Annotated in this window: 19 protein-coding genes and 1 tRNA gene; 13 read left to right on the top strand and 7 right to left on the bottom strand. The window is 74.7% G+C overall.

What is annotated here, in order from left to right:
• Positions 1–117 precede the first annotated feature (117 nt).
• The 3 genes from E4U92_RS17615 to E4U92_RS17605 form a co-directional block, all read right to left on the bottom strand.
• On the bottom strand, positions 118–1134 hold the full coding sequence (locus tag E4U92_RS17615) for an SEC-C domain-containing protein (RefSeq protein WP_137301388.1): 1017 nt from the start codon (positions 1132–1134) through the stop codon (positions 118–120).
• 81 nt (positions 1135–1215) lie between these two features.
• Positions 1216–2691: a glycoside hydrolase gene (locus tag E4U92_RS17610; protein ID WP_137301387.1), complete on the bottom strand. Its 1476-nt coding sequence runs from the start codon at positions 2689–2691 to the stop codon at positions 1216–1218.
• Positions 2692–2947: 256 nt separating this feature from the next.
• The gene (locus E4U92_RS17605) at positions 2948–4375 is read right to left on the bottom strand and encodes an MFS transporter (RefSeq protein WP_137301386.1); all 1428 of its coding nucleotides are present in this window, start codon (positions 4373–4375) and stop codon (positions 2948–2950) included.
• 68 nt (positions 4376–4443) lie between these two features.
• Here E4U92_RS17605 and E4U92_RS17600 point away from each other — a divergent pair, with 68 nt between their 5' ends.
• The 4 genes from E4U92_RS17600 (at position 4444) to E4U92_RS17585 (ending at position 7289) form a co-directional block, all read left to right on the top strand.
• Positions 4444–4971: a winged helix-turn-helix transcriptional regulator gene (locus E4U92_RS17600; protein ID WP_137301385.1), complete on the top strand. Its 528-nt coding sequence runs from the start codon at positions 4444–4446 to the stop codon at positions 4969–4971.
• 70 nt (positions 4972–5041) lie between these two features.
• Positions 5042–5389: a DUF6412 domain-containing protein gene (locus E4U92_RS17595; protein ID WP_137301384.1), complete on the top strand. Its 348-nt coding sequence runs from the start codon at positions 5042–5044 to the stop codon at positions 5387–5389.
• 92 nt (positions 5390–5481) lie between these two features.
• Positions 5482–6240, top strand: coding sequence for a YidC/Oxa1 family membrane protein insertase (locus E4U92_RS17590; protein ID WP_137301383.1), 759 nt, complete (start codon positions 5482–5484; stop codon positions 6238–6240).
• A 191-nt stretch (positions 6241–6431) separates the two neighbouring features.
• The gene (locus E4U92_RS17585) at positions 6432–7289 is read left to right on the top strand and encodes a fumarylacetoacetate hydrolase family protein (RefSeq protein WP_137301382.1); all 858 of its coding nucleotides are present in this window, start codon (positions 6432–6434) and stop codon (positions 7287–7289) included.
• 19 nt (positions 7290–7308) lie between these two features.
• Here E4U92_RS17585 and E4U92_RS17580 read toward each other — a convergent pair whose 3' ends face one another.
• Positions 7309–7752 (bottom strand): heme-degrading domain-containing protein, encoded by a 444-nt coding sequence (locus E4U92_RS17580; RefSeq protein ID WP_210720017.1) that lies wholly within the window; start codon positions 7750–7752, stop codon positions 7309–7311.
• A 101-nt stretch (positions 7753–7853) separates the two neighbouring features.
• Complete coding sequence (locus tag E4U92_RS17575) at positions 7854–8927, bottom strand: Gfo/Idh/MocA family protein (protein ID WP_137301380.1); 1074 nt, start codon at positions 8925–8927, stop codon at positions 7854–7856.
• A 56-nt stretch (positions 8928–8983) separates the two neighbouring features.
• Here E4U92_RS17575 and E4U92_RS17570 point away from each other — a divergent pair, with 56 nt between their 5' ends.
• Positions 8984–10111, top strand: coding sequence for an ROK family transcriptional regulator (locus tag E4U92_RS17570; protein ID WP_137301379.1), 1128 nt, complete (start codon positions 8984–8986; stop codon positions 10109–10111).
• A 234-nt stretch (positions 10112–10345) separates the two neighbouring features.
• Here the strand turns inward: E4U92_RS17570 and E4U92_RS17565 are convergent, their stop codons facing one another.
• Positions 10346–12388, bottom strand: a complete 2043-nt coding sequence (locus E4U92_RS17565) for an NAD(+) synthase (protein WP_137301378.1) — start codon at positions 12386–12388, stop codon at positions 10346–10348.
• Positions 12389–12681: 293 nt separating this feature from the next.
• Here E4U92_RS17565 and E4U92_RS17560 point away from each other — a divergent pair, with 293 nt between their 5' ends.
• The 4 genes from E4U92_RS17560 (at position 12682) to E4U92_RS17545 (ending at position 15881) form a co-directional block, all read left to right on the top strand.
• Positions 12682–13593, top strand: coding sequence for a hypothetical protein (locus E4U92_RS17560; RefSeq protein ID WP_174863921.1), 912 nt, complete (start codon positions 12682–12684; stop codon positions 13591–13593).
• 87 nt (positions 13594–13680) lie between these two features.
• Positions 13681–14460, top strand: coding sequence for an HAD-IIA family hydrolase (locus E4U92_RS17555; protein ID WP_137301377.1), 780 nt, complete (start codon positions 13681–13683; stop codon positions 14458–14460).
• Positions 14461–14640: 180 nt separating this feature from the next.
• Complete coding sequence (locus tag E4U92_RS17550) at positions 14641–15198, top strand: hypothetical protein (protein WP_137301376.1); 558 nt, start codon at positions 14641–14643, stop codon at positions 15196–15198.
• 14 nt (positions 15199–15212) lie between these two features.
• Positions 15213–15881 carry a class F sortase gene (locus E4U92_RS17545; protein WP_137301375.1) on the top strand — a complete coding sequence of 223 codons (669 nt, stop codon included), beginning with the start codon at positions 15213–15215 and terminating at the stop codon, positions 15879–15881.
• A gap of 60 nt (positions 15882–15941) precedes the next feature.
• On the opposite strand, the gene E4U92_RS17540 is transcribed toward E4U92_RS17545, so the two are convergent.
• A tRNA-Lys gene (locus tag E4U92_RS17540) sits at positions 15942–16015 on the bottom strand.
• A gap of 217 nt (positions 16016–16232) precedes the next feature.
• On the opposite strand from E4U92_RS17540, the gene E4U92_RS17535 reads away from it, so the two are divergent.
• The 4 genes from E4U92_RS17535 to E4U92_RS17520 all read left to right on the top strand — a co-directional run bounded on the left by E4U92_RS17535 (position 16233) and on the right by E4U92_RS17520 (position 20081).
• Positions 16233–17552 carry a peptidoglycan-binding protein gene (locus E4U92_RS17535; RefSeq protein ID WP_137301374.1) on the top strand — a complete coding sequence of 440 codons (1320 nt, stop codon included), beginning with the start codon at positions 16233–16235 and terminating at the stop codon, positions 17550–17552.
• Between the two features lie 124 nt (positions 17553–17676).
• A complete protein-coding gene (locus E4U92_RS17530; RefSeq protein WP_137301373.1) occupies positions 17677–18798 on the top strand; it encodes an SPFH domain-containing protein in 1122 nt (373 codons plus the stop codon).
• Between the two features lie 143 nt (positions 18799–18941).
• A complete protein-coding gene (locus E4U92_RS17525; RefSeq protein ID WP_137301372.1) occupies positions 18942–19547 on the top strand; it encodes a lytic polysaccharide monooxygenase auxiliary activity family 9 protein in 606 nt (201 codons plus the stop codon).
• A 90-nt stretch (positions 19548–19637) separates the two neighbouring features.
• Entirely contained in the window at positions 19638–20081 is a 444-nt protein-coding gene (locus E4U92_RS17520) for a DUF3592 domain-containing protein (RefSeq protein ID WP_137301371.1), read from the top strand.
• Positions 20082–20085: the final 4 nt, after the last annotated feature.

The raw sequence follows: 20085 nt of genomic DNA, 5'->3' as shown, positions 1-20085 counted from the left end.
TACGACCGCTGGGCCCGTTCGCTCCCCGTTCGTGCCGTGCCTCAGCGGCCCGCCCCAGGGGGCGCTGCGCTCGACCCGCGGCCGGCGGTCGGCTGCACCGCGCCCCACCCGGCTAGGTCAAGCGTGCGGGCCGTGGCACTGACCATACGGCGCCCCCGACCCGCACCAGCACGGCTCCGCCCCCTGCGGAGGCCACGCCACCGCCCGCCCCCGCGCCGCGAGGGTCGTGGCGTACTGGGGGAGGAGGGCCGTGTCCGCCGGGGTCGTGCCCTCCGATGCCGCGAACGCCTCGTACGACGGGACCGTGCCCGTGACGATGCCCAGGTTGGGGGTGCCGGAGGTGGCGAGTTCGCGGAGGGAGGACTCTATGGTCGCGAGGTGCGCCTCGTGGGACGGGTACTCCGCGGACAGGGTCGGGTAGGCGTCCAGGAGCTCGGTGAGCTCGTCCTTCGGCCAGTGCAGGACCGCCACCGGGAACGGACGGGACAGCGCCTCGCGGTACGTGCCCAGCTCCGCGCGCAGGCGGCTGATCTCGGCCCGCAGCTCCGCCGGGTTGTCCGAACCCAGCGACCACACGCGCCCCGGGTCGTGCAGCTCGTCCAGCGGGACCGGCGCCGAGCTCAGGGAGTCGGCCAGCGTGTCCCACGCGTCGTGGTCCGCGCCCAGCATGCGGCGGACCCGGTGGCGGCCGAAGAGCAGCGGGTGCGTCGCGTACGGCGGCTCCTCCCCGTCCGTCAGCAGCAGCCGCGCGCCCTGCGTGAACGTCTCCTGCGCCTGCTCCAGCTCGTCGTGCGCCTCCAGGGCCTCCGCCACGATCACCCAGGGCGCCGCGTCGCGCGGGGCGGCCGCGCGGATGCCGTCGATGATGGCCCTGGCCTCGGCCTCGTGGTCGTACTCCCACAGGTTCGACGCCTTCAGGGCGCGCACCAGGTGGGGGTTGTCCAGCGCGGCCGGGTCGGACAGCAGACGGTCGTAGAGGGCCGTCGCGGCGGGGCGGTCGCCGGACAGTTCCCGGTGGGCCGCGGCCTGGAGCAGCAGGGCTTCCGCGTCCTCCGGGTAGAGGCCGGCGGACCGCTCCAGGCGTGCCGCTTCGGCGGTGTGGTCGACGTTCTCGGCAGGCGTGTCGGGGCGCATGCACGACACCGTACTGCCCGCCGGTGACAAACGTGAGGTCCCCCTTTGGCCGGTCCTGCCCTGCCCGCCGTGCGGTGGGTCCTACACCGTCACCCCGTCCACCTGCAGCGTCTGCACCGCCTTCGCCGGGAACGGCACGCTCAGGGTCTTCCCGGACAGGTACGTGTCCGAGCGTGCCCGGTACAGGTCGCCGCCGCCCGTCGTCGCCGTCGTCCAGCGCGGGACCAGGCCGCCCGGGCCGCCCGTCACCGTCGTGAAGCGGGACAGGTCGAAGGTCAGCGTCCGGGCGGAGGCGGAGGTGTTCAGGGCGACGATCACCAGGCGGCGCGACGCCGCGTCATGGGCCGCCACGGCGTTGCTCGCGCCCGTGTCCAGGACGCGCATGCCCGGGCGGATGTGCCGGCTGAACTGCGCCATGACGTAGTACTTCGTCTGGACCGCCGTCGGCTGGAGGGTCTTCTCGTCGTAGGCGATCATCGCCCAGCCCGCGGAGGGGTCCATCACCTGCCAGTACACCCAGGCCGTCGGGTGCAGCCAGCGGAAGTCGTAGAGCAGGTCGAACGCCAGGGTGTAGCCGGTGCCGTCGCCGTCGCCGGTCTCCGAGTTCCACAGGGCCTTGCGGGCCGTCGTCACCACGTCCGTGTACAGCAGGTCGCGGCGGCCGCCGGAGCCCTGGTAGCCGTGCACGTTGACCCGGTCGACGTACGCCTTCGTCGTCGCCGAGAAGGAGTTCCACGTGGCGCGGGCCACGTCGTAGCTGGTCTCGTCGCTCGCCGCGATCCGTGTCGACGTCAGTCCTCGCTTGTCCAACTCGCTGCGCAGGTACGGCAGCACGGACGCCTGCACCGCGGAGTCGAGGTGGCAGCCCTCCTGTGTGCCGGTGGCCGTCCACCAGGACGACGACGGCTCGTTGAACGGCTCGACGGTCGCGAAGTCCACGCCCCAGTGGTTCTTCGCGTACAGGGCGACCGCGGCCAGGTGGGAGGCGTGCTGGCGGTGGTTCCAGGGCTGGAGGTTGGTGCCGCCGGCCGCGGCGCCCGACGGGTTGTGGTTCAGGCACATCCACCACATGGGGGAGTTGGCGAACAGCTCGCTCGTCGCCCCGCGCGCCGTCGCCTTCACCAGCATGGCCCGCTGGGTCGCGTCGGCCGTCCAGTCCCACGCGGAGGACGCCGGGTCCTCGTTGTTCCAGTCCTGCCAGTAGCCCTCGATCTGTTTGAAGGCGGGGATGCCGGGCGACACCGCCATGGTCGTGCCGCCCACGCTGTTCCAGCTGCAAGCACCCAGGTTGTAGCGGGCGATGGTCAGGCCCAGGCCCGGCAGCGACGTGCCGTCGTACGTCACCGACCCGGTCGTGAAGAACAGGTCGGCGAAGTCGTCCCGGGCGCCGAAGACGTTCGCCCACCAGGCCAGGGACGTGCCCCAGCCCTCCCAACTGCCGTACGAGACACTCGGGTTCACGGGGACCGTGGCGTCGGCGCGGGCCGTTCCCGTGGCCAGGGCGCCGCCGACCAGCGCCCCTCCCGTCGCCGCCAGCAGTGTTCTGCGCCGGATCATCGCTTCTCCGCTCGCTCACCCGCCGGTCGTCCCCACCGGCGGCGTCGGGGTGCGGCGGTGCGGTGGTCGTCGCCCGCCCGTGCGTCGATGAGCATCGGGGCGGGGTGCGGTGTTGTCGAGGGTTTCGGCAGCCCTTCCTCCAACGCGTGGGGAAAGTCCGGAAGTCGCCGGGGAGTTCGGGCCCGCGGCCCGGGACAGACAGCACCCTCGGGCCGCCCCGGGGGACCGGTGGGGCCGGCCGGTGGGGTGAGACTTCCTACCTCGACGCCATCCCGCTCAGCAGCGCCCCCGTCCCCGCCAGCCCCGCCGACACGACCATCGCCACGTTCGCACCGTGCGCCAGGCTCCCGCCGGACGACGTCACCAGGGCGATCGTCAGCGCGACCCCGGCGCAGGAACCGACGTAGCGGAACGTCTGCTGCGCGCCCGAGCCCATCGCCGCGCGGGCCGCCGGGACGGACTCCACGGCGAGCAGCGGCAGCGCGGCGTTCAGCAGGCCGCTGCCGACCCCGCCGAGGAGCAGGCCGGGCAGCAGCCGCTCCCAGGAGCCGGAGCCCAGGGCGCCGAGCATCGTCACCACGGCGACGGTGTGCAGCACGAAGCCGATGACGAGCTGGTGGCGCGGCGGCACCCGGCCCGCCAGCCGCTTGGCCTGGAGCGCGACCGCGAAGGACAGTCCCGACCACAGCAGGAACAGCCAGGCCGTGTTCATCGCGGACATGCCCAGGGACTGCTGCAGCAGCGTGGGCAGGAAGGAGAACAGCCCGATCACGGCGAGCCCGGTGAACAGGCCGCCCGCGGAGGAGGCGAGGAAGCGGGGGCTGCGGAACAGAGCCAGGTCGATCATCGGCTTGGCGGTGCGCCGCTCCACGAGCACGAAGGCGCCGAGGAGCACCACTGTGGCGGCCGCCGGCCACGCCACGGCCGCGCGCAGCCAGCCGTCGCGGCCCAGGGTCAGCGCGGCGACCAGGGCGACCAGCGCCAGCCCGAAGGTGACCGCTCCGGCGAGGTCCGGCCGGCCGCCCCGCGGTGCGCGGGACTCGGTGAGCACGCGCGGGCCGAGCGCCGCGAGGACGAGCGCGGCGACGCCTAGGACGCCGTACGCGACCCGGAAGGACGGCAGCGCGCCCGCGATCAGCGGGCCGACGGCGATGCCGCCGCTGACGAACGCGCCCCACACGCCGGTGGCGTGCAGCCGTCCGCGCGCGGTCGGGAAGGCGTGCACGAGCAGGCCGAGGCTGCTGGCGAGCAGGGCGGCGCTGGCGGCCCCCTGGGCGATGCGGGCCAGCGTGAACACCCAGGTCGAGGTGGCCAGGGCGCCCGCCGCGGTGGTGACGCCGAGGGCCAGGGTGCCGGCGAGGAAGATCCGCCGGCGGCCGTAGTCGTCGGCGAGGCTGCCGGCGACCAGCAGGAGGGCGGCGAGGCCGAGCGGTGTGCCGTTGAGCAGCCACGCCTGCGCCGACAGCGGGGTGTGCAGGGCGGCGGCCGTGTCGGGCAGCGTGACCATCGGCGCCGTGTACGTCATCAGCGCCACGGCGGTGGCGGCGCTGGTCAGGGCCAGGGTGGCCCGGGGGCGGGCCGCGGCCTCGGGGATGGGCGCGGCCGGCGGCGCGGAAGGGGCGGGTGCCGGGCGGCGGGACCGGTCGGCGACGGCACTTAGGGTTCGTTCATTGAACCTGGGCATGGGCGTCACCGTAGCACGGTCAGTTCGTTCATTGAACCCACGTCGGGAACCTGGTTACAGTGGGGGCCATGGCACTCGGCAAGGACTACGCGACCCAGGAGTGCTCCATCGCCCGTGCGCTGGAGATCGTCGGCGAGCGCTGGACGCTGCTCGTCATCCGCGACGCGCTCTACGGCGTACGGCGCTACAACGACTTCCTCGTCCACCTCGGCATCCCGCGCGCCGTCCTGGCCGCCCGCCTGCAGGCCCTCACCGCCGAGGGCATCCTCGAGAAGCGCCGCTACCAGCAGTCGCCGCCGCGCGACGAGTACGTCCCCACCGAGCGCGGCATCGCCCTGTGGCCGACCCTGCGCTCGCTGGGCCGGTGGGGGCGCGAGCAGTTCGACCAGGAGCAGGTGCGGGTGTTCCGGCACGCCGCCTGCGGCACCGAACTCGGCTCCTACGGCGAATGTCCCGCGTGCGGAACCATCGTGCCGGTCCCGGACGTTGTGATGGAGCCGGGACCGGGAGCCGACCCCGACCCGGCGGATCCGGTCAGCCGCGCGCTGCTCAGGCCGAAGCGTCTGCTGACGCCGCTGGAGCCGGATCCGGTGTGAGCGGCCGGTCCCGCGACGGAAGCGGGACCGCAGGAACGGGAGAGCGGGACAGGGGGGAGGGGGGAAAGCGATGGTCCGCAGCCGTGCTGCCGGGCGCCTCGGTGCCTGCCTGGTCCTCTTCGTGCTGCTCGTCGCCGTCCTCGACGCCGGCAGCCTCTCCGCGACCGTCGCGCTCGCCGCGACCGCCGCCGCCTCCTCCGCGCTCGCCGTCTGCTCCCTCGTCGTCGCGCGCTGCGCGCCCGCCGTGCCGCCCACCCGGGTGCGCACCGCCATCCGGGACCGTGACCGCCGCACGGCGTTCCTGCCCCAGCGCGACCCGGACGCCCGCGGCCGCTCCCGGCCGAGAGCGCCAGGGCACCTCCTGCGGACGACCGTCGCGCAGGTGTCACTCATAGGTCGCTCACAGCAGCATCGCTGATCAGCGTCGCGGTTCCGTGACCCGCGCGGGTCGTCCGTCATGCCGTCCTCACCGCTTCCGGCACGACGAGACCCCCGGAGGGTTCCGCACCCATGTCCGTCCTCGCAGTCTTCGCGACCCTGGTCGAGCAGCTCGCCGACCTGCTCCAGCCCCTGTTCCACGCGTCCGCCGCGGCCGCCGCGATCGTCCTGTTCACCGCACTCGTACGGCTCCTCGTCCACCCCCTGTCCCGGGCGGCGGCGCGCGGGCAGAAGGCGCGGGCGGCGCTCCAGCCGCAGGTCGCCGAGTTGCGCGAGCGGCATGCCAGGGACCCGGAGAAGCTCCAGCGGGCCGTGCTCGACCTGCACGCCCGCGAGCAGGTGTCGCCGCTGTCGGGCTGCCTGCCCGGCCTGCTCCAGCTCCCCGCGTTCTTCCTCCTCTACCACCTGTTCTCCAGCACGACCGTGGGCGGCCAGACCAACTCCCTGCTCACCCACCGGCTGCTCACCGCGCCCCTCGGCGACCGCTGGGCCGACGCGCTCGCCCACGGCGGGGCGTTCGGCACGGCGGGGCTGGTGTACGCCGGGCTGTTCGCGGTCATGGCGGTGGTCGCCGGCTTCGGCTACGTCCGTACGAAGCGGGCGACGGCCGCCGCGCCGACCGCCGCCGCCGGAAGCCCGTCGGCCACCGGGAGCCCCGCGCTGCCCGACGCGGCCGGGCAGGTGCCCGGGCTCGGCGCCGTGCAGCGCGTCGCGCCGTTCCTGCCGTTCCTCACGCTGGTCACCGTGGCGGTGGTCCCGCTGGCCGCCGCGCTGTACGTGGTGACCAGCACGACGTGGAGCGCGGTGGAACGGGCGGTGCTGTACCGCTGACCGGCCGGACACCGGGCGCCGGTGGGCCGGTCACCGACGCCCGGCCCCGGCCCTGCGGTCCAGTACGTGAACCGGGTATTGCAGAGTGGACGCCCGCCTTGGAGGATCGACCAGTCCTCCGACGGCTGCGCCGGCCGCACTCCGGTCGCACCGCGTCGGGCGGACGCCCGTGATCGAGAAAGACGGTGACCATGAAGCTGCTGCGAGTCGGTACGGCGGGAGCGGAACGACCCGCGTTGCTCGACGCCGACGGGGTCCTGCGCGACCTGTCCGGCGTGGTGGACGACATCGACGGTGCACTGCTCGCCGACGAGGCGGCCCTCGGCCGCGTGCGGGCGGCGGCCGCGGCGGGCGACCTCCCCGCGCTGGACGACACCGGGCTGCGCGTCGGACCGCCGCTCGCACGGATCGGCAAGATCGTGTGCATCGGGCTGAACTACCACGACCACGCCCGGGAGACGGGCGCCGAGCCGCCCGCCGAGCCGGTGATCTTCTTCAAGGCGCCGGACACGGTGGTCGGGCCGTACGACACCGTCCTCGTGCCGCGCGGGTCCACCAAGACCGACTGGGAGGTGGAGCTGGCGGTCGTGGTCGGGCGGACGGCCCGCTACCTGGGGTCGGCCGAGGAGGCGCTGGCGCACGTCGCCGGGTACGCCGTCGCGCACGACGTGTCCGAGCGGGAGTTCCAGATCGAGCGCGGCGGCACCTGGGACAAGGGCAAGAACTGCGAGACCTTCAACCCGCTCGGCCCCTGGCTGGTGACCGCCGACGAGGTGCCCGACCCGCAGGCGCTGTCGCTCAGGCTCTGGGTCAACGGAGAGCTGAAGCAGGACGGGACGACGGCCGAGCAGATCTTCCCGGTGGGTGAAGTGGTGCGGTACGTCAGCCAGTTCATGACGCTGTACCCGGGTGACGTGATCAACACGGGTACGCCCGCCGGGGTCGCCCTCGGCCGGCCCGAGCCGAAGCCGTTCCTGCGGGCCGGGGACGTGGTGGAACTGGAGATCCCCGGGCTCGGGCGGCAGCGGCAGGAACTGAAGGACGCCTGAGCCGGCCGGCCGGGCCCGCTCAGTGCCCGGCCAGGAACTCCTCCAGGGCCTCCACCACCAGGCGGTGGTCCTGGAGTTGCGGCAGGCCCGACACCGTCACCGCGCCGATCACGCCGACGCCCTCCACGGTGATCGGGAACGAACCGCCGTGCGCCGCGTAGGTGTCGGGGTCCAGCCGGGAGGACGCCTCGAACGTCGTGCCCTTCGCCCGGAACCGGGAGCCCACCAGGTACGACGACTCGCCGTACCGCTCCACGACCCGGCGCTTGCGCGCGATCCAGGCGTCGTTGTCCGGCGTGGAGCCGGGCAGGGCCGCGTGGAAGAGCTGCTGGCCCGCCCGGTGGATGTCGATGGCCACCGGCGCCCGGCGCTCACGGGCCAGCCCGACCAGCAGGCCGCCCAGCGCCCAGGCGTCCTCGTGGGTGAACCGGCGGAAGACCAGGCGCCGTTCCTGCGCCTGCAGCTCTTCGAGGGTCGGGGTGGCGTCCGTCTCCGGGGCGGACCGAGGGGTGGCCTCCGGAGCGGTCTGCGGAACTGACTGCGGGGTGGTCTGCGGGCCGTTCGTCACAGCGCCACCGCCACTCCGTCGCGCGCCGAACGCCGGGCCGCCTCAAGGACGTCGAGGGCGGCGGCCGCCTCCAGGGCGGTCACCGGGTTGGGGCCGCCGTCGCGCAGGGCCCCGGCCACCGCGGCGTAGTAGGCCGGGTAGGCGCCGGGGAGGGTGCGGACGGGGCGTCCGCCGCCGGTCGCCGGGGACTCGCCGGAGCCGACGCGGCCCCACAGGTCCTCGGGCTCCTCGCCCCAGCCGGGACCCGGGCGCAGGCCCTCGCGCAGGGCCGCCTCCTGCGGGTCGAGGCCGTACTTCACGTAGCCGGCCGTCGAGCCGAGGACCCGCAGGCGCGGGCCGAGCTGGGCGGTCGTGGCGGAGACGTAGAGGTGGGAGCGGACGCCGTTCGCGTGCGTGAGCGCGAGGAACGTGTCGTCGTCGGCCTCCGCGCCCGGCCGGCGCACGTCCGACTCGGCGTACACCGACACCACCGGGCCGAACAGCACCAGCGCCTGGTCGACGACGTGGCTGCCGAGGTCGTACAGCAGACCGCCGATCTCGGCCGGGTCGCCGGACTCCCGCCAGCCCCCCTTCAGCTGTGGCCGCCACCGCTCGAAGCGGGACTCGAAGCGCCACACGTCGCCCAGCGCGCCGTCCGCGAGGAGGGAGCGCAGGGTGAGGAAGTCGTTGTCCCAGCGGCGGTTCTGGAACACCGACAGCAGCAGTCCGCGCTCCTCGGCGAGGGCGGCCAGCGCACGGGCCTCGGCCGCGGTACCGGCGACGGGCTTGTCCACGACCACCGGCAGACCGGCCTTCAGGGCGGCGGTGGCGAGCGGCACGTGCGTCTTGTTCGGCGACGCCACGACGACCAGGTCGAGGTCGTCGGCGCGGTCCAGCAGGTCCTCGGCGGTCTCGGCCACGCGCACGTCCGGGTACGCGGAGCGGGCCTGCTCCTGGCGCTCCGGGTTCGAGGTGACCACCGTGTCCAGGACCAGGCCGTCGGTCGCGGCGATCAGCGGGGCGTGGAAGACGGAGCCCGCGAGGCCGTAGCCGATCAAGCCCACGCGGAGGGGGGTAGCAGCAGCACTCATGCCCCCTACTTTCGCAACGCTGTTGCCAAAGTGCAAGCGGTGGGGACAATGGGAGCGTGTACAGGACGAACGCAGCAGCCCCGGGCGGCGCCAACCTGCCGTCCTTGCGCAGCCACAACACCGCGCTGGTGCTCGACCTGCTGCGGACGGCCGGCGCGGACGGGATCAGCCGGCTGGAGCTGGCCGAGCGCACCGGGCTCACCCCGCAGGCCGTCAGCAAGATCACCGCGCGGCTGCGGGCGGAGGGACTGGCCACGGAGGCGGGCCGCCGCGCCTCGACCGGCGGCAAGCCGCGCACGGTGCTGCGGCTGGTGCCGGACGCGGGGCACGCGATCGGCGTGCACCTCGACCGCGACGAGCTGCGGGCCGTCCTCGTCGACCTCGACGGCACGGTGACGGGGGAGCGGCGCGTCCCGGTGGACCTGGGCGCGGGGGCGGACGCGGTGGTCGAGGCGGTGGTCCGCGAGACGGGCCGGCTGGTCGCCGACGGGACGGAGAGCGGTCGGCTGAGCGAGGTGCGGACGCTCCTCGGCGTCGGTGTCGCCCTCCCCGGCCCCCTCGACCACGACCGGGGAGTCCTGCACCGGGTCACCGGCTTCCCCGAGTGGGACGGCTTCCCGCTGCGGGACGCGCTCGCGCGGCGGCTCGGGGTGCCGGTCGTCGTCGACAAGGACACCAACGCCGCCGCGCTCGGCCTCGCGGTCGGCGGCGAGCGCGGGTCCTTCGTCTACGTCCACCTCGCCACCGGCCTGGGCGCCGGGCTGGTGCTCGGCGGAACGGTGCACCGCGGGGCCCGCACCGGCGCCGGCGAGTTCGGCCACCAGGTCGTCCAGCTCGACGGGCCGCCCTGCCCCTGCGGCAACCGGGGCTGCCTCGAAGCCCTGTGCCTCGCCGCCCTCGACCACGGCGACCTGCCCGGCGCCGCCCGCGTCCTGGGCGTCGGCGCGGCCAACCTCGCCGCCCTGCTGGACATCGACCGGGTGCTCCTCGGCGGCCGTACGGTGGCCCGCGCGCCCGAGGTGTTCGTCCGCGGGGTCGCCGCCGTGCTGGACGCCCGCGCCCGCCGCGAGGGCGCCCCGGACGGCGCCGTCCCGGTCACCCTGGCCCCGGCCGGAGCCCGCGGGGTCGCCCACGGCGCCGCCCAACTCCTCCTGGCCCCGATCTTCGGCCACCCGAACGGCTGACCACCACAAAACCCCGGCCCCCTGTGCCCACCCAAGGGGCGCGGGGAACTGCGCGACCACCCATGGCCGCACAGCGAGCCCAACGCCGCCGACCTCGAAACCCCGGCCCACTGTGCCGACCAAAGGGGCGCGGGGAACTGCGCGACCAGCCACGGACAACCCGCACCCGGCCACCACAGAGCAACCCCAACGCCCCCCGACCCGCCCGGAGGGCTGCCCGCCCCGCCCGGAGGGCTACCCCTCCGGCCACTCCCACCGAGCCAGGTCCCGCAGCCACGCATCCGCCGTGCTGTCGGACGGCGCGCGCCAGTCGCCGCGCGGCGACAGGGAGCCGCCCGCCGCGACCTTCGGCCCGTTCGGCATGGCCGAGCGCTTGAACTGGGCGAAGCCGAAGAAGCGGTGGCAGAACACCTCGAGCCAGTGCCGGATCTCCGGCAGGTCGTAGGCGACCCGCTTGGCGTCGGGGAAGTTGGTCGGCCAGTCGCCGGCCTCCCGGTCGTGCCAGGCGTGCCAGGCCAGGAACGCGATCTTCGACGGCCGGAAGCCGTAGCGCAGCACGTGGAAGAGCGTGAAGTCGTTCAGCGCGTACGGGCCGATCTTCGACTCGGTGGACTGCAGCTCCTCGCCCGGCACCAGCTCGGGGCTGATTTCCGTGTCGAGGATCGCCGTCAGCGTCTCGTCGGTCTCCTCGTCGTCGAACTGCCCGCTGCTGACGACCCACCGGATCAGGTGCTGCATGAGGGTCTTGGGCACGCCCGCGTTGACGTTGTAGTGGCTCATCTGGTCGCCGACGCCGTACGTGGACCAGCCGAGCGCCAGCTCCGAGAGGTCACCGGTGCCGAGCACGATGCCGCCGCGCTGGTTGGCGAGGCGGAACAGGTAGTCGGTGCGCAGGCCGGCCTGGACGTTCTCGAAGGTGACGTCGTAGACGGGCTCGCCCTCGGCGAAGGGGTGGCCCATCTCCTTGAGCATCAGCCGCGCCGTCGGCGTGATGTCGAGCTCGGCCGCCGTGACGCCGAGCGCCCGCATCAGCCGGTGCGCGTTGCCCTTGGTGTGGTCGCTGGTGGCGAAGCCGGGCAGGGTGAAGGCGAGGATGTCGCTGCGCGGGCGCCCGGAGCGGTCCATCGCGCGGGCGGCGACGATCAGCGCGTGCGTGGAGTCGAGACCGCCCGACACCCCGATGACGATCTTCGGGCTGCCGATCGCCGCGAGCCGCTGCTGCAGTCCCGCGACCTGGATGTTGTACGCCTCGTAGCAGTCCTGGGCGAGGCGGGCGGCGTCGGCGGGCACGAACGGGAAGCGCTCGACGCGGCGCTTGAGGCCCAGGTCGGCGGCGGGCGGGTCGAGCCGGAACTCGATCCGCCGGTAGTCGCCGGTGCGGTCGCGGAGGGTGCGCCGGTTGTGGTCGAAGGTGCCCATCCGGGCGCGCTCCTGGCGCAGCAGGTCCAGGTCGACGTCGGCGACCGCGTACTGCTCGTCCTGCGGGAAACGGTCCGTCTCGGCCAGCAGGACGCCGTTCTCGTAGATCATCGTCTGCCCGTCCCAGGACAGGTCGGTGGTCGATTCGCCGAGGCCGGCCGCCGCGTAGACGTACGCGGCCAGGCAGCGCGAGGACGCCGAGCGGCAGAGCATCTTGCGGTCCTCGGCGCGGCCGACGGTGATGGGGCTGCCCGAGAGGTTGGCGAGCACGGTCGCGCCGGCCAGCGCGGCCTCGGCGCTCGGCGGCACCGGCACCCACATGTCCTCGCAGATCTCCACGTGCAGCACCAGGCCCGGCACGTCCTCGGCGGCGAACAGCAGGTCGGGTCCGAACGGCACGCTCTCGCCGCCGACGCGGATCGTGCCGCCGCGCTCGTCCTCGCCGGAGGCGAGCTGCCGGGCCTCGTAGAACTCGCGGTAGTTCGGCAGGTACGACTTGGGGGTGACGCCGAGGATGCGGCCGCGGTGCACGACGACCGCGCAGTTGTAAACCCGGTTGCGGTGGCGCAGCGGCGCCCCGACGACGAGCACCGGCAGCAGGTCCGCCGACCCCTCCACCACGGTGCGCAGGGCCTGCTCGACCTCGTCGAGCACCGTGTCCTGCAGGAGCAGGTCCTCGATCGAGTAGCCGGTCAGGCACAGCTCCGGGAAGAGCGCGACGGCGACCCCCTCCTCGGCGCACCGGCGGCCCAGTCGCAGCACCGCCTCCGCGTTGGCGGGCGGGTCGGCGATGGCGGCGTGGCCGGTGCACGCGGCGATGCGCGCGAATCCGTGCTGATAGAGCGACCAGAAGTTCACCGTGACCCCATATCCGTCATGCGTGTGTGCGTCGTCGTCCGGCGTGCGCGATCCGTCGTCCGTGGACGTCGTCCGTGGGCGGCGTCCGTGGCGGCGTCCGTCTGCGCCGTGCCTGCGTTCCGCGTACCCGTCTACCCATGATCACCGATCCGGTGCACGGTGAGCGAGCCCGGGATGCTCCCGCGCATCTCCTCCGGGTGCCGGTCATACCAGTCATATGAGCTGAACGGGCGGACTCCGTGTCCCGCCCGGAGCGGCGCCCCCGGTGCCCGCCGCCCGTCCGGCAGGCTCACATGACCATGCGACCGACCACGCCCGCGCCCGCCACCGCCCTCGGCCTCGCGTTAGCCGCGACCATGTTCCCCCCCACCGCCACCCCCGCCCACGCGGCCCCCGCCACCCCCACCCACGCGGCCCCGGCCGCCGCCCCCGTGCGGACGACGCCCGCCGCGTCCTCGTGCGACGCCCCCGACGCCGAGGACTTCCCGCTCACCACCCGCCTGCGCGGCGGCCCCGCGGCCTACGAACCCGGCGGCGGCTACGGCACCTGGTACCTGGACCTGGCCAACACCACCGACCGGACCTGCGCCGGCGTCCACCCCGTCGTCGTCCTGGTCGACACCCGGCGCGCGCTGCGCCCGTCCCAGCCGCAACTGGAGTTCTACGCCGACGGCCGCCCGCACCCCGTGCGCTTCCAGCGCACCGACGAGGACGAGCTGGTCGGCGCCTTCGACGGCTTCCCGGGCTTCACCGTCGGACCGCGCGCCACCGTCACCGTGCGGGTCCGCCTCGCGTTCACCTCGGACACCGCGCCCGACGACGTCACCGCGAACGCGGCCGTGGTGCAGCGGCACGGCGACGACGGGGACTGGGTGGGCCAGTCCGGCGACTACCGCTTCACGGTCGCGGGCGACCCGGCCCCCACCGATCCGGTCCCCACCGATCCGGTCCCCACCGACCCGGCCCCCACCGATCCGGCCGCCGCCGACCCCGGCGGTGCCACCCCGGCGGCCGCGACCGCCGCCGGCACGACCCCCGCGCCGGACGCCCCGTCCGGCTCCCCGTCCCCCGGGGCCGTCCTCTCCCTGACCGAGCGGGCCGGCGAGCTGGCCCGCACCGGCCTCGCCTCGCCCCTCGCCGCGGCGGCCGCGGCCGTGCTGCTGGCGGCCGGTACGGCCCTGCTGCTGGCCCGCCGGCGGCGCTGAGCTCGGGGACCGGTCGCCCCGGGACCGCTCACGGCTGATCGCTAGGCTGGGGCCCACGCAGCACCGCGCAGGTCAGGAGACGGCACCATGGCAGACCGCAAGCCCATCGAATCGTGGCTCACCGACATGGACGGTGTGCTCATCCACGAGGGTGTACCGATCCCCGGCGCCGACGCCTTCCTGAAGAAGCTGAAGGAGTCCGGCCGGCCCTTCCTCGTCCTCACCAACAACTCGATCTACACCCCGCGCGACCTGCACGCCCGGCTGCGCCGCATGGGCCTGGACGTGCCGATCGAGAACATCTGGACGTCGGCGCTGGCCACCGCGAAGTTCCTGGACGACCAGCGGCCCGGCGGGTCGGCGTACGTCATCGGCGAGGCGGGGCTGACCACCGCCCTGCACGACATCGGCTACATCCTCACCGACCACGAGCCGGACTACGTGGTGCTCGGGGAGACCCGCACCTACTCGTTCGAGGCGATGACCAAGGCGGTGCGGCTGATCAACGACGGCGCCCGGTTCATCTGCACCAACCCCGACGAGACGGGCCCCTCCACCGAGGGCCCGCTCCCGGCGACCGGTGCCGTCGCCGCGCTGATCACCAAGGCGACCGGCAAGCAGCCGTACTTCGCGGGCAAGCCCAACCCGCTGATGATGCGCACCGGGCTCAACGCGATCGGCGCCCACTCCGAGACCAGCGCGATGATCGGCGACCGCATGGACACCGACGTGCTGGCCGGCATGGAGGCGGGCATGCAGACGTTCCTCGTGCTCACCGGTCTGACCAGCGCCGGGCAGATCGAGAACTTCCCCTACCGCCCGTCACAGGTCGTGGACTCGATCGCGGACCTGGTCGACCGCATCTGACCCGCCCGGCGGACCGCCCGGCGGCCCGCCGGGCGCATGCTGGACGGCTGTTCGGTTCCGGAACCCGTGTTCTGAAACCCGTCCGGCCCCGCAAACCACCCGTATGGCGCAATTCCGGCACTCCTGAGGATGCGGTGCCCCCCTCCCCGGGGGAGTCTCCTGGTACCAGGAGGTTTCACGATGGGTGCATTGAAGGTCACAGTCCGTTCGGCAACGGCGGCCGCCGCACTGGCCGTCACCGCTCTGATCCCCGCCGCGTACGCGGCGGCGGCCGACGGGCGCGGCGTCTCGGTGACCCCGTCGTCCCCCGCCCCCGGTACCGACGTCACCCTGCGGGTCGGCGGCTGCGCGTCGAGGACGGCGGTCGCGGTCTCCGAGGCGTTCGTCGCCGACGCCCGGCTCACCGGCGCGGACGGCACCCTGGTCGGCGAGACCCGGGTGCGCACCTCGGCGGCCCCCGGCCCCCACACCGTCCGCGTCTCCTGCGCCGGCGTGCGGGTCGACGGCACGGTCCAGGTCGCCGCGGCCTCCGCCGCCCAGGGGGCCGGAGCGTCCGCCGCCGCCTCCCCGGTCGCGCCCGTCGCCGCGGGCGGCGGGGGCACCGCGCAGATCACCGTCGCCGACGCCCGCATCGAGGGCCCCGGCGCGGCCCAGGCGGTGACCGGGCTGGTCCTCGCCGGAGTGGCGGCCACCGCGGTGGTCCTGCGCAGCGCGCGCCGCAACCGCGAGGCGGACTGAGCGATGTCCGCACGATGAGGGAGGCGCCCGGCTCCGCCACCGCCAGGTCACGCCTGCTCACCGGCGTGACCTGGGCGGTGCTGCTGCTCGGGCTGTGGCTGTGGGGGCTGGACGTCACCGCCGTACGGCCGCGGCCCGCCGTGCCCGCCGTCACCGGCGCCGCGGCCCCGGGGCGCCCGCCCGGCACGCCCCTGCCCCCGGCCGCCGAGCCGCTCGGCGCCGCGGCACCCCAGCGGATCGACATCCCCGGTCTCGGCGTCCAGGCCCCCGTCGTCCCCCGCGGCCTGGACGCCCGGGGCGCGATCGACCCGCCGCCCTACGACCAGGCGGGCGTCGTCGGCTGGTACGCGCGCGGCACCACGCCGGGCGCCCGGGGCGCCGCGCTGCTGGTGGGGCACGTCGACACCCGGACCCGCCCGGCCGTCTTCGCCCGGCTCGGCACGCTCGCGGCGGGGGCGGCGGTCCGGGTGGTGCGGGCCGACGGCCGGGTCGCGGTGTTCACCGTGGAGGACGTCGAGCTCGTCGCCCGCGACCGCTTCGACGCCGCGCGCGCCTACGGCCCCCGTCGCGCCGGTCGCGCCGAACTGCGCCTGATCACGTGTGGCGGCACCTTCGACCGGGCGAGCGGCACCTACACGGCGAACGTGGTCGTCTCGGCGTACCTGACGGGCGCGGCACGCTGACCGCCTCGCGCGAGCAACGCAGAAGGCCCCCCGCTCCCGCGGAGGGCCTTCTCGTGTCGGTGCGCCGCCAGGGACTCGAACCCCGGACCCGCTGATTAAGAGTCAGCTGCTCTAACCAACTGAGCTAGCGGCGCCTGTTGACGGCGACAACTCTACAGGACCCGCGGCGGTGCTCCGGACCACCGCACGGCCGCCCCCGCCCGTCGCCGGGCGGCCGCGGAGGGCGCCGGAGGGCGCGTGTCCCCGGCGTACATCATTCGGACCGTCAACATGCGCGCCCGGACGACAGTTGAGAAGCTGACCAATGTGTACAGCAGTGGACATTTCCGTCAGGGGTGTGAGGGGAATCGCATGGAGGCTCCGGCGTTCGAGGACATCGATCCGGGGGACGACTGTGACTGCCCCGCCTGCGGCCGGGGCCCGCTGAGCCGGCCCGCCGTGTCCCGCGGGCGCCCCGGACCCCCGGCCGGCAGGGTCCTCGCGGTCGTGGCGAGCACGGCCGCCGCCACCGGCGCGGCGCTGGGCGCCGCCCCCGCCGCCGCGGCCGCCCCGCACACCGCTCCCCGTACCCCCGACCGGCCGGCCGTCCCCGCGGAGGACGAGCCCGGCACCCCGCAGGGCGGCACGGCACCCCTGCACGGCCCCGCCGGCGCCCCGGCCCGGCCCGCCACGGGTGTGAAGACCCCGCCGACGACCCGCGCCGAGATCATCAGACGGGCCAAGGTGTGGGTCGCCGCGCAGGTCCCGTACAGCATGGGCGCGTACTGGTCGGACGGGTACCGCCAGGACTGCTCCGGCTTCGTCTCGATGGCCTGGGGCCTGCCGGGCAACGAGTGGACGGGCAGCCTCGGCCAGTTCGGCGTCAGGATCGGCAAGGGGGACCTCCAGCCCGGCGACATCCTGCTCTTCCACAACCCCGCGAACCCGCAGAAGGGCTCACACGTCGTGATCTTCGGCGGCTGGACGGACTACACCCGCACCTCCTACGTCGCCTACGAGCAGACCCCGCCGGCCACCCGCCGCAGGACCACCCCCTACGTCTACTGGAGCCACTCCGGCCAGTACGTCCCCTACCGCTACAAGGGCGTCACCGCGGGCACGGCCGGTGCGGAGGCGGGCGCGGGCGGCGGGCAGGCCGCGTACCCCGGCCGGTCGTTCTTCGGACCCGGCGCGGACAACGCGTACGTCACCCGGCTCGGGCAGATGCTGGCCGCGCGCGGCGGGGCGTCCTTCTACCGCTCCGGGCCCGGCCCCCGCTGGGGCGACGCGGACCGCCGGGCCACCGAGGCGTTCCAGCGGGCGCAGGGCTGGCGGGGCGAGAACGCCGACGGTGTGCCGGGGCCGCGCACCTGGTCCCTGCTGGTCTCCGGAGGCGGCCGGGACATCGCGTCCGCCGCCACCGGCACCCCGGACCCCTCGCCGGCTCCGGGCGCGCCGGCCTTCCCGGGCAAGGCGATGTTCCGGCCCGGCGCGGACAATGCCCACGTCACGCAGCTCGGCCGGCGGCTGGTGGAGAAGGGCTTCGGCACCCACTACACGAGCGGCCCCGGGCCGCGCTGGGGCGAGGCGGACCGGCGCAACGTCGAGGCCTTCCAGCGCGCCCAGGGCTGGCGCGGCGGCGCGGCGGACGGCTACCCGGGGCCGGAGACCTGGCGCCGGCTGTTCCTGTGAGGAGGCACCGGAGTCACCGGAGTCACCGGGCAGCCCCCGCTGCCCCCACCCGCACGGGCCCGCCCGCCCCTGCGGACCCGTACCCCCTGTCGTGACGCATCTGGCGCGGAGGCTGGAGGCACCTATGAGTACGACCACCGCACACACACCGGAGCCGGGCGGAGCGGCCGAGGGGCCGCCGCGGCCCGTCCGGCTCATCAAGAACGAGGCCACCACCGAGATCCCCGTCCACCTGCTCTTCCGTGACGAGCCCGACCCCCGGCCCGTGCCGCTCGCCCCGACCGTGGTGTCCCGGCGGCAGGGCACCGGCGAGCAGCCCCGCCTGCGCCGTCCGGCACCGGCCGCGCACCGCCCGCCCGTCCCCGTGGACACCGCGCCGGCCGAGCGCCCGGCGCGGGTGCTGCCGGGGGCGGTGGGGCTGCTGGCCGGGACGTGCGGCGCGGCCGGCTGCGCGGCCGCCTCGTGGTGGGCCGGTGTGCTGCCGGCGCCGGTGGAGGCGGCGCTGCGGCTGCCGGTGTACGCGGGTGCCGGGCTCGGTCCGGCGCAGTGGGCGGCGTACGCGGGGACGGGGGCGCTCGCGCTGTTCGGCTTCGGCGGTCTGACGCGCGGCCGGACCGGCCGGGCCTGGGTGCTGGGGCTGTTCGGGCGCTACCGGGGGACGGTCCGCCGCACCGGCCTGTTGTGGGTGAACCCGCTGCTGCGGCGCCGCCGGGTGGACGTGCGGCTGCGGCACTGGCGCAGCGAGCCGATGCAGGCCGCCGACGGCAGCGGGGTCCCGCTGCGGGTGGTGGTGCTGGTGGTGTGGCGGGTGCGGGACACCGCGCGGGCCGCGCTGGGCGTCGACGACCACGAGACGTACCTGCGCGCGTGCGTGGAGGCGGCCGTGGTGCGGGTGCCGGTGGAGGGGCCGGGTACCGGGCGCGGTTCGGTCGAGGCGGCGGGGGAGCGGCTGACCCGGCTGGTGGCGCGGGACGCGGAGGCGGTCGGCCTCGAGGTGTTCTCGGTACGGCCGGTGCGGGTGGAGTACGCGCCGGAGGTGGCCGCCGCGATGCACCGCCGCCGGATCGCCGCGCTGGACGCCCAGCAGCGGGCGAGCGTGCTCACCTCGGTCGTGGACTCGGTGGAGGACACGGTGACCCGGCTGACCATGCGGGGCCTGGTCGAGCTCGACGACTACGAGCGCAAGGCCCTGGTGAAGGACCTGACGGTGGCGTTCTGCTCGGGTCGCGGGGACCAGGGCCCCTGACGGTACGTCAAGTCCGTTCCCCGGGTTGCGCGGTGAGGTTCTGCGGTTGGTATGGACATGTTCAACCAACGGCCATAATCTCGAACTTGGTCTAGACCTGCACGGCTCACTGCATCTCCCCACGTCTCATCAGGAGCGGCCGTATGCGCACCAGGACCAAGCTGTCCGCCGCCGCGGTGGGACTGGCCGCCACCGGAGCCCTCGTGCTCTCCTCCGGTGGCGCCAGCGGCCACGGCTACACCGATCTCCCCATCAGCAGGCAGAAGCTCTGTCAGAACGGCACCGTCAGCAACTGCGGCGACATCCAGTGGGAGCCGCAGAGCGTCGAGGGCCCCAAGGGCTTCCCGGCGTCAGGACCGGCCGACGGGCAACTGTGCAGCGGCGGCAACAGCCGCTTCGCGCAGCTCAGTTCACCGCGCACACCGTCGGGCGGGGCCTGGCCCACGACCCGGGTGACGGGCGGTCAGAGCTACACGTTCCGCTGGCAGTTCACCGCCATGCACGCCACGACGGACTTCAAGTACTACGTCACCAGGCAGGGCTGGAACCAGGACCACAACCTGTCCCGCTCCGACCTCAACCTCACCCCGTTCCTGACCGTCCCCTACGGCGGCCGGCGACCGCCGTCCACCCTCTCCCACAGCGGCACCCTGCCGTCCGGGCTGAGCGGGCACCACGTCATCCTCGCGGTGTGGACGGTCGCCGACACGGGCAACGCGTTCTACGCCTGCTCGGACGTCACGTTCTGAGGTTCCCTTGAGCGGGCCGGCCGGCCGGCGTGGGTAGGTTCCTCCCACGCCGGCCGACCGGGCCGGCGCGGACCACGGGGGAACCGCACGATGGACGACATCTTCTACGTCTTTCCCGGCCTGATCGCGGCCGGTGCGCTGTTCGCCGCGTACCGGGTCGTGCGCCGCTCGGCGCAGCTCCGGCGGGCCTGGAACAGCGGGCTGACCGCCGAGGCGCGCTGTCTGCGGACCTTCACCACCACCCAGGGCGGCCACGACACCGCGGTCCGCACGACGCTGCACCACGTCTACGAGTTCCGCGCCCGCGACGGCCGCAGCGTCCGCTTCGAGGAGCAGGGCGGCCCGGCGACCGTGGTCGAGGGGGACGTCGTCACCGTGCACTACGCGCCGGGCCCGGACGTGGTCGCCACCGCCCGGCGGCCCGACCCGGCCGGAGCCGCGGCCACGGCGCTGGGCTCGCTGGTGTTCCTCGGCGCGATCGTGGCCTTCTGCGTCGCCTTCGTGGTCACCTACGCGAGCGAGTTCCGGGCCTGAGCGC

Origin of the sequence: Streptomyces galbus (genome assembly GCF_005280195.1) — a bacterium.
GTDB lineage: Bacteria > Actinomycetota > Actinomycetes > Streptomycetales > Streptomycetaceae > Streptomyces > Streptomyces galbus.
This window is presented reverse-complemented; position numbering and strand designations above follow the sequence as displayed.